Below are 12474 nucleotides of genomic sequence, written 5' to 3' on the forward strand. Positions count from 1 at the left end.
CCGGCTCACCGTTCCGCCACCCCGCGAACGGCCCCCAGATCAACAAAAACGGGGGCCGGCACCACCGGCACCGGCCCCCGAAACCCGCGAACCCCGCAACTCACGCGGGCGGCAGATTCACCAACCCCGCCAACGCAGCACGGTGCCGCCCCGGCGTGCCGAGCGCCAGCTCGCTGCTCTTGGCGCGCTTGAGGTACAGGTGCGCCGGGTGCTCCCAGGTCATCCCGATGCCACCGTGCAGCTGCACCGACTCCTCGGCGGCGTGCAACGCGACCGCCGAGCACGTCGACTGCGCCACCGCCACCGCGACCGGCACATCCGAATCACCCGTAGCCAGCGTGTCCGCGGCATAACGCGCCGTCGCGCGGGCCGACACGATCTCCAGGTACAGGTCCGCCAGCCGGTGCTTCAGAGCCTGGAACGAACCCACCGGCCGCCCGAACTGGTAGCGCTGCTTCAGGTACGCGACCGTCTCATCCAGACACCACTGCGCGACCCCGACCTGCTCCGACGCCAGCAACCCAGCGCCCACCAGCAACGCCTGCCGCAACGCCGACTCCGCGCCCGGCCCCGAAGCCAGCAACCGCGACGACGCGTTGTCGAACGACACGTCCGCCAGCCGGCGCGTCAAATCCAGCGACACCGCCTCGGTCACCGTCGCCCCGGCCTTTTCCACCGCGTACAGCCCCGGGCCGTCCGGGCCCACCGCGGGCACGACCAGCACGTCCGCCACCGACGCGTCCGCCACCGTCCGCACCGAACCGCTCAGCGCACCTTCGGTGTTGGCCGACACGCCACCCGGAAACCCAGCGTCCGGCGCCGTGGTCAGCGGCACCGCCAGCGCCCCGATCAGCTCACCGCCCGCCAGCCGCGGCAACAGCTCGGTGTCACCGGCCGCCAGCAGTGCCGCCGTCGCCAGCACCGCGCTGCCCAGGAACGGCACCGGCGCCACCGACCGCCCGAGCTCCTCCAGCACGACCGCCACTTCGCGGTACGACGCGCCCTGCCCGCCCAGCTCCTCCGGCACCGCCAGCCCGGCCAGCCCGAGATCCGCGGTGAGCGTGCGCCACAGCTTCAGGTCGTACGGTTCGGCGCTTTCGGTGCGCGCCAGCACGGACGTGAACCCGGCCCGGTCGGTCAGCAGGTCACGGACACTCGCCCGGAGGTCCTCCTCGACCTCGGAGTACAGCAGATCGCTCACCGCGGCAGGTCCTTCCACGCGACGTCCTTGTCCACCCGCGGCTCGGACGGCAGCCCGAGCACGCGTTCGGAGATGATGTTGCGCAGCACCTCGGAGGTGCCGCCCTCGATCGAGTTCCCCTTCGCCCGCAGGTAGCGGTACCCGGGCCCGCGGCCGAGCATGTCGACCTTCTCCGGCCTGCGCAACGTCCAGTCGTCGTAACGCAGACCGTCCTCACCGGACAGTTCGATCTCCAGCCCGGTCAGCGCCTGCTGGAGGTTCGCGAACGCCAGCTTCATCGCCGAGCCCTCCGGACCCGGCGCGCCGACGGCCAGCTGCTGGCGCAACCGCGTGCCGGCCAGCCGCGCCGCCTCGGCCTGCACCCACAACTTCAGCAACCGGTCGTGCAGCTCCGGCGTGCGCAGCTCCGGCCGGTCCCGCCAGGTCTTCGACACCATCCCGATCAGGCCGCCCTCGCGCGGGATCGCGTTGCCGCCGATCGCCACGCGCTCGTTCATCAGCGTCGTCTGCGCGACCTTCCAGCCCTCGCCGACCGCGCCGAGCCGGTTCGCGTCCGGGATCCGCACCCCGGACAGGAACACCTCGTTGAACTCCGCCTCACCGGTGAGCTGCCGCAGCGGCCGCACCTCGACACCGGGATCGGTCATGTCGCAGATGAAGTACGTCATGCCCTGGTGCTTGGGCACGTCCGGGTCGGTGCGGGTGACCAGGATGGCGAAGCGGGCGATGTGCGCGACCGACGTCCACACCTTCTGCCCGTTGACCACCCACTCGTCCCCGTCGCGCACCGCGCGGGTGCCCAGCGCCGCGAGGTCCGATCCGGCGCCCGGCTCGCTGAACAGCTGGCACCACACCTCCTCGCCGGTCCACAGTGGACGCAGGTAGCGCTGCTTCTGCTCGTCGGTGCCGAACCGCAGGATGGTCGGCGCCGCCATGCCCAGCCCGATGCCGATACGGCGCGGGTTGTTGTCCGGCGCGCCGGCCTTCGCCAGCTCGGCTTCGACGACGTTCTGCAGCTCACGCGGCGCGTCCAGGCCGCCGAGGCCGGCCGGGTAGTGCACCCAGGCCAGCCCGGCGTCGAACCGCGCCCGCAGGAACTCCAGCCGGTCCGTGCTCGCCGGCGGGTGGGCGGCGAGCAACTCACCCACCCGCGCGCGCAGGTCGTCGGCGGTCAGCGTGCTCATCGGGCCTCCGATCGGTACTTCTTCAGCTCGCGGTGGGCGAGCGAGCGCTTGTGGACCTCGTCCGGTCCGTCGGCGAAGCGGAGCGTGCGGATCCCCGCCCACATCTCGGCGAGCGGGTAGTCCTGCGACAGCCCGCCCGCGCCGTGCGCCTGGATCGCCTTGTCCAGGATCCACTCCACGGTCTTCGGGGTGGCGATCTTGATCGCCTGGATCTCGGTGTGCGCGCCGCGGTTGCCGACGGTGTCCATCAGCCACGCGGTCTTGAGCACCAGCAACCGCAGCTGCTCGACCTTCACCCGGGACTCGGCGATCCAGTCCTGCACCACGCCCTGCTCGGCGATCGGCTTGCCGAACGTGGACCGGCCCAGCGTGCGGCGGCACATCATCTCGATGGCCCGCTCAGCGATGCCGATCGAGCGCATGCAGTGGTGGATCCGGCCGGGGCCCAGGCGGGCCTGCGCGATGGCGAACCCGTCGCCCTCCTCGCCGATCAGGTTCTCCGCGGGCACCCGCGCCTCGTCGAAGACCACCTCGGCGTGCCCGCCGTGCGAGCCGTCGGTGTAGCCGAACACGTTCATGCCGCGCTTGACGTGCACGCCCGGCGTGTCCCGCGGCACCAGGATCTGGCTCTGCTGGCGGTGCGGCTCGGCATCCGGGTCGGTCTTGCCCATCACGATGAAGATCTTGCAGTTCGGGTTCATCGCGCCGGTGATGTAGAACTTGCGGCCGGTGATCACGTAGGAGTCGCCGTCGCGGCGGATGCTGGTGCCGATGTTGCGCGCGTCCGAGGACGCCACGTCCGGCTCGGTCATCGCGAACGCCGAGCGGATCTCACCGTCCAGCAACGGCTGCAGCCACTGCTTGCGCTGCTGCTCGGTGCCGAACATCGCGAGCACTTCCATGTTCCCGGTGTCCGGCGCCGAGCAGTTCAGCGCGACCGGCGCCAGGTGCGGGCTGCGGCCGGTGATCTCCGCCAGCGGCGCGTACTGCAGGTTCGTCAGCCCCGCGCCGTGCTCGCCCGGCAGGAAGAAGTTCCACAGGCCCCGCTTGCGCGCCTCGGCCTTGAGGTCCTCGACGACCGGCGGGAAGGTCCACTCGTTCTCGCGCTCGGCCAGCTGCTCCTCGTAGACCGGCTCGGCGGGGTAGATGTGAGAGTCCATGAACTCGAGAAGCCTCGTCCGCAGCTCCTCAGTCTTGGCGTCGAACGTGAAATCCATGATCAGTCCTTGAGGGTGTCGAGGCCGAGGGTGACGAGCGGGACCACGGCGGCGCCGATCTGGTCGAAGCCGGCGCCGACGGTCTTGCCCTGGCTGAACCGGTAGTAGATGCCTTCCAGGATCACCGCCAGCTTGAAGAACGCGAACCCGACGTACCAGTCCAGCGCCGAGACGTCCCGACCGGACCGGGCCGCGTAGCGGGCGATCATCTCGTCCGTGCCCGGGTAGCCGGGCGCGGTGCTGACGTTGGACACGATCTCCAGGTTGACCTTGCCGCGCTCGGCGTAGGCCACCAGCAGGGCCAGGTCGGTCAGCGGGTCGCCGAGCGTGGACATCTCCCAGTCCAGCACCGCGGTGATGCGGTCGGTCTCGTCGACGAGCACGTTGTCCAGCCGGTAGTCGCCGTGCACGACGGCCGCAGGCCCGGACGCCGGGATGGCGCGGGCCAGCTGGTCGTGCAGGTCGTCGATGCCCGGCAGGTCCCGGCTGCGCGAGGCGTCCAGCTGCTTCTTCCAGCGGCGCACCTGCCGCTCCAGGAACCCCTCCGGGCGGCCGAAGTCGCCGAGCCCGACCGCGGACGGGTCGACCGCGTGCAGGTCCACCAGGGTGTCCACGAGCGACTCGGCGATCGCCTTCGTGCGCTCCGCCCCGAGCGCCTCCAGCTCGCTCGCGGCGCGGTAGGGCGTGCCCGGCACGAACTCCATCACGTAGAACGGCGCGCCGAGCACCTCGGCGTCCTGGCACAGCGTGATGGTGCGCGGCACCGGCACGGGCGTGTCCGCGAGCGCGCTGATCACACGGTGCTCGCGGGCCATGTCGTGCGCGGTGGGCAGGACGTGCCCCAGCGGCGGCCTGCGGACCACCCAGCGGCTCGTGCCGTCGCCGACGATGTAGGTCAGGTTCGAGCGGCCGCCCTGCACCACCTCACCGGTCAGCGGGCCGCCGACCAGCCCGGGGGAGTGCTCGTCCAGGTAGCCCCGCAGCCGTGCGAGGTCGAGTCCGGGCAGGTCCTGCTGGGTCACTAGGCCTCCTTGTCCAGATAGCTATACCGACCAGTCGGTATGTCCCTACCGTAGCGGAAGCCCGCCCGGAGGCGGGCTCGCGCGTCAGGCGATCAGGCGCGTGACCCACTCGGCCACGCACGCCGGCTTGGCCTCGCCGTCGATCTCGATCGTCCACCGGGTCACCACCTGCTTGCCGCCGGGCACGTCGGTGACCTCGGCCAGCTCGGCGACCCCGCGGATCTTCGAGCCGACCTTGACCGGCTGCGGGAACCGGACCTTGTTCAGGCCGTAGTTGATCCCCATCTTCAGCCCGTCGACGCGGTACGTGGCGGCCGAGAGCAGCGGCAGGACCGACAGCGTCAGGAAGCCGTGGGCGATCGGCCCGCCGAACGGGCCCTGCTTGGCCTTCTCGATGTCGACGTGGATCCACTGGTGGTCCCCGGTGGCGTCGGCGAACGTGTTGACCTGCTCCTGGGTGACGGTGTGCCAGTCGCTGACGCCGAGCCGCTCGCCGACCGCGGCGGTGAACTCGTCCAGTCCGTTGAAGACGCGCATGCTCAGTCCTTCGGTCCGCCGGCGACGTAGATGACCTGGCCGGACACGAAGCCCGCGCCCTCGCTGACCAGGAACGACACGGTGTTGGCGATGTCCTCGGGCTTGCCGACACGCTGCACCGGGATCTCCTTGGCGGCGAAGGCCTTGAAGTCCTCGAACGGCACGCCCAGCCGCTCGGCGGTCGCCGCGGTCATGTCGGTCTCGATGAAGCCCGGCGCGATCGCGTTGGCGGTGACGCCGAACTTGCCCAGCTCGATGGCCAGCGTCTTGGTGAAGCCCTGCATACCCGCCTTGGCCGCGGAGTAGTTGACCTGGCCGCGGTTGCCCAGCGCCGAGGTGCTGGACAGGTTCACGATCCGGCCCCAGCGCTGCTCGGTCATGTGCTTCTGGACCGCGCGGGTCATCAGGAACGAGCCCTTGAGGTGCACGTTCATGACCGAGTCCCAGTCCTCGTCGGTCATCTTGAAGATCAGGTTGTCCCGGGTGATGCCGGCGTTGTTGACCAGCACGGTCGGCGCGCCCAGCTCCTCGGCGACGCGGGCGACGGCGGCCTCGACCTGCTCGGTGTTGCTGACGTCGAGCGCGACCCCGATGGCCCTGCCGCCGGCCGCGACGATGTCCTCCGCGCCCTGCTTCACGGACTCCTCGTTGAGGTCCAGCAGTGCGACGGCGAAACCGTCCGAGGCCAGCTTGCGCGCGACAGCGGCGCCGATGCCTCGGCCGGCGCCGGTCACGATGGCGACCCGGGAGTGGGACTCGGTCACGGGAACTCCTCCTCGTCGTTGAGCGCGTCGGTAAGCGAGCGCTTAGAAAGCTACTCGCCTCCGGCCCGGAGCGCCTAAGTGACCTGGGTCACCTCGGCTCGGTTCGATCGTAGTAACGGGACGGCCAGTGTGGCGAGCGCGAGCAGTTCGGTGGCCGCGAGCAGGCGTTCCACCAGGCCCAGCGGGATCGTGCGCCACCACGGGCCGCCGCCGGCCAGCATGTAGCCGACCGCGCCGAGGATGAGCCCGAACCACGCGAGCGAGACGATCGCCAGCACGCGCGCCGCCCAGCGCCAGCCCGGCGAGTCCGGGAAGATGCGGCGCGCGGCGAACAGCAGCCCGGCCGGCAGGCACACGAACCCGACGACGCTGGCGTAGCGGTGCACGACGCCGCCCAGGCTCGGCCCGACGGACCAGTCGGTCTTGGGGAACGCGACGACCACCAGCAGGCTCACCGTCCACAGTGCACCCAGCACGACCGCGGCCGAGCGCACCGGCAGTGCCCGCATCAGCACGTGCGCGGCGAACAGCACCGCGGAGCCGACCGCGATCAGCAGGACCGCGACGTCGAAGATCCACTTGTTGGCGCTCAGCGCGTACTCGCTGATCGTGCGGCGCACCGGGCTGATCTGGTCGGTGGGCGGGAGGAACTGCAGCAGCAGCACGAGCGCGGCGCCCCCGGCGATCGCGGTGAGGCAGGCCAGGGCGAGGATCCGCGGGGCGCGGGTGGGGGCCGGGGTGGTGGTCACCCGGTCCAGCTTAAGTGCGCTCGTGTGGGGGTTTTGTGATCTCGCGGGCGGTTTGCGCGCGGCCGCGGGACGGTCCGTGGGTGCGCCTAGTATCGGCGGCATGGAGCAACGGGTACTCGGCCGGACCGGCCGGGCGGTGTCGGTGGTCGGGCTCGGCACATGGCAGCTGGGCGCGGACTGGGGCGAGGTCGGCGAGGAGCAGGCGCTCGCGGTGCTGTCGGCCGCGGCCGAGGCCGGTGTCACGTTCTTCGACACCGCGGACGTCTACGGCGACGGCCGCAGCGAGCAGATCATCGGGCGGTTCCTGCGGGAGCACCCGGACGTGTTCGTGGCGACCAAGATGGGCAGGCGCGCGCCGCTCGACCCGGCCGAGTACACGCTGGACAACTTCCGGGCCTGGACCGACCGGTCGCGGGCCAACCTCGGGGTGGACACGCTCGACCTGGTGCAGCTGCACTGCCCGCCGACGCCGGTGTACTCGCGGGACGCGGTGTACGACGCGCTGGACGCGCTGGTGGCGGAGAAGCGCATTGCCGCGTACGGGGTGAGCGTGGAGACCTGCGACGAGGCGCTGACCGCGATCGCCCGGCCGGGCACCGCGAGCGTGCAGATCATCCTCAACCCGTTCCGGCTCAAGCCGCTGGAGCGGGTGCTGCCCGCGGCGGCCGAGGCCGGGGTCGGGATCATCGCGCGGGTGCCGCTGGCGTCCGGCCTGCTGTCCGGCCGGTACACGAAGGAGACGGTGTTCGCCGCGGACGACCACCGCACGTTCAACCGGCACGGCGAGGCGTTCGACCAGGGCGAGACGTTCAGCGGGGTGGACTACGCGACGGGCGTGGAGGCGGCCGCGGAGTTCAGTGAGCTGGCCCCCGCCGGGGCGACGCCCGCGCAGACGGCGCTGCGGTGGATCATCCAGCAGCCGGGCGTGACGTCGGTCATCCCCGGCGCGCGGTCGCCGGAACAGGCGCGCGCCAACGCCGCGGCCGCTGGGCTGGAGCCGCTGCCGCCGTCGACACTGGAGGCGGTTCGGGAGCTGTACGACCGGCGGATCCGCGCGCAGGTGCACGACCGCTGGTGAGCCGCCGGCCCGGCTGGGCGCGGGTGCGAAGCCTGGCCGGGTGGGTTGCACCTTCGCGGGTGTGACTGCCACGCCCAGCGGTGTGATTTCCACGTTGGCCAGGTGGGTCCGCGCGCGTGAGTTCCACACTCGACGGGCGCGAGTTCCGCGCTCAGGTGGTGGCGGTGAGGGTGCGGACGATCCGTTCCCGGGTGTCCGCCGGGTCGATCACGTCGTCGATCTCGAACACCGTCGCCGTGCTCAGGGCCTTGCCGCGCTCGTAGTACTCGGCGACCAGCTCGGTGTAGCGGGCGTGACGGGCCTCCGGGTCGGCGATCGACTCCAGCTCCTTGCGGAAACCCAGCCGCACCGCGCCCTCCAGGCCCATGCCGCCGAACTCGCCGGTCGGCCACGCCACGGTCAGCGCAGGCGCGTGCAGCGAACCGCCCGTCATCGCCATCGCGCCCAGGCCGTAGGCCTTACGCAGCACCACCGCGACCAGCGGCGCGGTCAGCCTCGCCCCGGCGACGAACAGGTCGCCGAACCGGCGCACCGTCGCGGTCTTCTCCGCCTCCGGGCCCACCATGAACCCGGGAGTGTCCACGAAGGACACCACCGGCAGCGAATGGGCACGGCACAGGTTCACGAACCGGGTGGCCTTGTCGGCGGCGTCGCCGTCGATCGCGCCGCCCAGGTGGCCCGGGTTGTTCGCCAGCACGCCGACCGGGATCCCGCCGATCCGGGCCAGCGCGGTGATCACCCCGGCGCCGAACCCGGACCGCAGTTCCAGCAGGCTGCCCGGATCGGCCACTGTGGACAGAACCGGCCGGACGTCGTAGGCGCGGACGCGGTTCTCCGGGACCAGGTGCCGCAACCGTCGCTGGTCGTCCGGCTCGCCCGCCTCGGCCGGGCCGGCGAAGTAGGACAGGTAACGCCGGGCGACGTCCACCGCCTCGGCCTCGTCGGCGACCAGCACGTCGACGACGCCGTTGGCGTACTGCACCGGCATCGGCCCGACGTCCCCGGGCGCGACGGCGCCGAGGCCGCCGCCCTCGATCATCGCCGGGCCGCCCATGCCCAGCGAGCTGCCCTCGGTCGCGATGACCACGTCACACACCCCGGCGAGCGCCGCGTTCCCGGCGAAGCAGTAGCCGGAGACGATCGCGACCGTCGGCACCTCGCCGGCCAGCTGGGCGGCCATCCGGAACGTCGGCACGTCCAGCTGGGCGACCGCGGAGGTGTCGGTGTCACCCGGCCGGCCTCCGCCGCCCTCGGCGAACAGCACCACCGGCAGCTTCCGGTCGCGCGCGATCCGCAGCATCCGGTCGGTCTTGCGGTGGTTGTGCACGCCCTGCGTGCCGGCCAGGACGGTGTAGTCGTAGGCCAGCACCACGACCGGACGGCCGCCGACGGTCGCGGTTCCGGTGACCATGCCGTCGGCGGGGGTGCGGCGAATCAGGTCGCCGAGATCCCGGCGGCGGCGCTGTGCCGCGATCGCGAGAGCGCCGTACTCGGTGAAGCTGCCGGGATCGCACAGGTCCTCGACGTTCTCACGCGCGGTCCGGCGTCCGGCGGAGTGGCGTTTGCGCACCGCGTCCGGGCGGGCGGCGTCCAGGCCGATCTCGTGCCGCGCCAGGGTTTCCGCGAGGTCCGGCCGCACGTGGTCGAGATCGGCGTCGGTCACCTCGCCGGCCGCGGTCGTGTCGCCGTTCTCCCGCAGGGTCGCCAGCACCGCCCCGGCGCTCACCGCGTCGCCGGGTTTGACCGCGACACCGAGCACGACGCCACCCCGCTCGGCGGTGATCACGTGCTCCATCTTCATCGCCTCGAGCACGACGAGTTCCGCACCGGCCGTCACGGTCTCGCCCTCGGCCACGCACACCTGCACCACGACACCCTGCTGCGGCGCGGTGACCGTGCCGGGCGCGGCGGCAGGCCCGGCGATCTCGTCCACCAGATCGGGCAGGCGGCGGTCCACGAACGTCGTGTCGGCCGCGTCGAGCGGCTCGGCCAGGAGCGCCCGGAGCAGGGCGAGGTTCGTGGGCGGTCCGGCGATGGCGAACTCGCCGAGCGCGCGGCGGGCCCGGGCGGCGGCCGCGGCGAGGTCGGGGCCGGTGACGATCACCTTGGCCAGCAGCGAGTCGTAGCGCGGGTTGCCCGCGTAGCCCGGGTAGCCGTGGGTGTCCACGCGCACGCCGCGCCCGGTGGGCGGCTGGAACGTGGTGAGCGTGCCGCCGCCGGGCAGCACGGTCCCGTCCGGTCGCACCGTCTCGGTGTTGACGCGGGCCTGGATCGCCACCCCGCGCGGCTCGGGGGCGGTGTGGTCCAGCGGCTCGCCGGCGGCGATGCGGAGCCCGATCTCGACCAGGTCGAGCCCGGTGACCTCCTCGGTGACGGTGTGCTCGACCTGGAGCCGCGGGTTCACCTCCAGGAACACGAAGTCGTCGCCGTCGACCAGGAACTCCACAGTGGCCAGACCGCGGTACACAGTGGACCCGATGAGCGCGGTGGCGGCTTCGTGCAAACGCTTTCGCAGGTCCCGGTCAAGCGCCGCGGGCGCGATTTCGACGAGCTTCTGGCGCCGGCGCTGGAGGCTGCAGTCGCGGTCGCCGAGCGCGAGCACCGTCTCGCCGTCGGCGGCGATCTGCACCTCGACGTGGCGGGCGCGGGGGAGGAGGCGTTCGAGGTAGACCGAGCCGTCGCCGAACGCGGCCGCGGCCTCGGAGGCGCACCGGCGCAGCGCGGCGGGCAGGTCGGCGGCGTCGGTCACCGGCCGCATGCCGCGTCCGCCGCCACCGGCGAGCGCCTTGACCATCACGGCGCCGTGCTCGGCGAAGAACGCCTCGGCCGCGGCCGCGTCGGTGGGGCCGTCGGTGCCCGGGAGGACGGGGATGCCCAGCTCGCGGGCGCGTGCGCGGGCCCGGGTCTTGTCGCCGAACAGTTCGAGGGCTTCCGGGGACGGTCCGGCGAAGCGGATGCCGGCCTCGGCGCAGCGGCGGGAGAGTTCGGGGCTTTCGGACAGGAATCCGTAGCCGGGGTGCAGGAACTCGCAGCCGGTGCGCTGCGCGGCGGCCACGATCGCGGCCGCGTCGAGGTAGCTGCCGTCGAGGCGTTCCGCGTGGTCGGCGCGGGTGACGTGGGCGCAGTCGGCGTCGTCCGGCGGGTGCACGGCGACGGTGCGGAAGCCCAGGCCGGCGGCGGTTCCGAGGATCCGGACGGCGATCTCGCCCCGGTTCGCGACGAGCAGGGACGGCACCGTCTCACCTCACCGTGTTGATCACGTCCTCGGACTCCCCGGACGCTACCGGGCGGGCGGTGCCGGTACCAGGGCCGCCGGTGTCGCCAGATCGGGACGGGCGAAACCGGCGGCCGTGTTGTTCAACGATCGGGGCCGATGCCGAATTCCCGGCGTATAACGACCTATACAGCGCGACCATGGTCACCAGCACGTAGGACGACCCCAGCAGGTGCTGCCACCACGTCCAATGCATCTCGAGGTCGTGGGTCTGCGGCAGCCACGAATGCGGCGCGACGGCGAAGACCAGCAGCACCGGGGTCCAGCGCGGGGCGCGGACCAGCACGGCCACGGCGGCGGGCAGGACCCAGACCCAGTGGTGCGACCAGCTCACCGGCGAGGCGAGGAGCCCGCCCGCGGCGATGGCGAGCAGAGCGGTGACGTCGTCGCGGGCGCGGCGCGCGGCGGTCGCGGCCAGTGCCATCACGGCGGCCGCCAGCACGGCCCAGAGCAGGGTGTTCGCGGGCAGCAGGCGGACCAGGACGGCCTGGATGTTCTGGTTGAAGGCGTAGGCGAGGCCGCCGATGCGTTCCGGGTCGAAGAGGGTGTGCAGCCAGTACTGCGCGGAGTCGCGGGGCGCGAGCAGCAGCGCGGCGAGCCCGCAGGCGGTGAAGGACGCGACCGCGGTGGCGGCGGCCCGGTAGCGGCCGCGGAGGAGGAACAGCAGCACGAAAACGGCCGGGGTGAGCTTGGTCGCCGCCGCCACACCGACCAGGAGCCCGCGCGGCCAGCGGGTGCGGGGGAGCAGGCAGTCGGCGGCGACCAGGGCCATCAGGATCAGGTTGATCTGGCCGAACCCGATGGTCTGCCGGGCCGGCTCGAAGAGCGCCCACAGGGCGGCCACCGACATGCCGAGGGCGTCCGCGGCGGCGCGGTCGGCGACCAGGCGCCGGGCGGTGATCGTGGTGGTGACCGCGAGGGCGGCCGCGGACGCGAGGCTGATCGCGAACTTCGCCACATGCCACGGGAGGAGCTCGACGGGCGCGAACAGGATCGCGGCGAACGGCGGGTAGGTGAAGGGCAGCGGCATGCCCGGCACGAGGGCCGCGAAGCCCGGCTCGTACAGCGCGGTGCCGGTCCGCCAGGCGAAGCCGCCGGTGCGGTAGACGTGCAGGTCGAGGAAGCCCTGGAAGACGAGCACCCAGCCGACCGTGGTGAGGAGGAGGACCACGGCGGCGGCGCGGGTGATCCAGCGCAGGCGGGCGTGGGTGATCCGTGCGTGGCCGAGCGCCGCCATCGTGTCCCCCAGTCACGACGCGGCCCCCTGCCACGTCCCCCAAGATCGTCATCTTGGCACCGGCGCGCCGCCGCGGAGCGGGAGGTCCCCCGGTCCAGTGACCGGCGAAACCCGCGCGCGCCGATCCGCGCCGCTGCCGGAACGACTCCTCCGCGCTCATGCCGCCGGGCCGGCGGCTCCGGCGCCCGCGGCGGCGGGCTCGATCAGGCCG

The 12474-nt window shown here is 72.5% G+C and carries 10 protein-coding genes; 1 reads left to right on the forward strand and 9 read right to left on the reverse strand.

The features are described 5' to 3' along the window. Window positions 1-100: 100 nt before the first annotated feature. The 7 genes from ACCP09_RS32110 to ACCP09_RS32140 form a co-directional block, all read right to left on the reverse strand. Window positions 101-1201, reverse strand: coding sequence for an acyl-CoA dehydrogenase family protein (locus ACCP09_RS32110; protein ID WP_433752480.1), 1101 nt, complete (start codon window positions 1199-1201; stop codon window positions 101-103). Further along, window positions 1198-2385, reverse strand: coding sequence for an acyl-CoA dehydrogenase family protein (locus tag ACCP09_RS32115; RefSeq protein WP_027928799.1), 1188 nt, complete (start codon window positions 2383-2385; stop codon window positions 1198-1200). Before ACCP09_RS32115 ends, ACCP09_RS32110 begins: the two co-directional genes overlap by 4 nt. Next, window positions 2382-3602, reverse strand: coding sequence for an acyl-CoA dehydrogenase family protein (locus ACCP09_RS32120; RefSeq protein ID WP_433752482.1), 1221 nt, complete (start codon window positions 3600-3602; stop codon window positions 2382-2384). The genes ACCP09_RS32115 and ACCP09_RS32120 overlap by 4 nt, the downstream gene beginning before the upstream one ends. A 2-nt stretch (window positions 3603-3604) precedes the next feature. Further along, complete coding sequence (locus tag ACCP09_RS32125) at window positions 3605-4624, reverse strand: phosphotransferase family protein (protein WP_433752484.1); 1020 nt, start codon at window positions 4622-4624, stop codon at window positions 3605-3607. An 84-nt stretch (window positions 4625-4708) separates the two neighbouring features. Then, the gene (locus ACCP09_RS32130) at window positions 4709-5161 is read right to left on the reverse strand and encodes a MaoC family dehydratase (protein ID WP_123685989.1); all 453 of its coding nucleotides are present in this window, start codon (window positions 5159-5161) and stop codon (window positions 4709-4711) included. 2 nt (window positions 5162-5163) lie between these two features. Then, complete coding sequence (locus ACCP09_RS32135) at window positions 5164-5925, reverse strand: beta-ketoacyl-ACP reductase (RefSeq protein WP_433752486.1); 762 nt, start codon at window positions 5923-5925, stop codon at window positions 5164-5166. 74 nt (window positions 5926-5999) lie between these two features. Next, on the reverse strand, window positions 6000-6674 hold the full coding sequence (locus ACCP09_RS32140; RefSeq protein WP_027928804.1) for a DUF998 domain-containing protein: 675 nt from the start codon (window positions 6672-6674) through the stop codon (window positions 6000-6002). 100 nt (window positions 6675-6774) lie between these two features. Between ACCP09_RS32140 and ACCP09_RS32145 the strand changes: the two genes are divergently transcribed. Next, a complete protein-coding gene (locus tag ACCP09_RS32145; RefSeq protein ID WP_027928805.1) occupies window positions 6775-7752 on the forward strand; it encodes an aldo/keto reductase in 978 nt (325 codons plus the stop codon). A 151-nt stretch (window positions 7753-7903) separates the two neighbouring features. On the opposite strand, the gene ACCP09_RS32150 is transcribed toward ACCP09_RS32145, so the two are convergent. After that, window positions 7904-10987, reverse strand: coding sequence for a carboxyl transferase domain-containing protein (locus tag ACCP09_RS32150; protein ID WP_433752489.1), 3084 nt, complete (start codon window positions 10985-10987; stop codon window positions 7904-7906). A 4-nt stretch (window positions 10988-10991) separates the two neighbouring features. Then, the gene (locus ACCP09_RS32155; RefSeq protein WP_433752491.1) at window positions 10992-12263 is read right to left on the reverse strand and encodes a glycosyltransferase 87 family protein; all 1272 of its coding nucleotides are present in this window, start codon (window positions 12261-12263) and stop codon (window positions 10992-10994) included. Window positions 12264-12474: the final 211 nt, after the last annotated feature.

The organism is Amycolatopsis sp. 3B14 (assembly GCF_050958625.1).
GTDB classification, from domain to species: Bacteria; Actinomycetota; Actinomycetes; order Mycobacteriales; family Pseudonocardiaceae; genus Amycolatopsis_E; species Amycolatopsis_E thermoflava.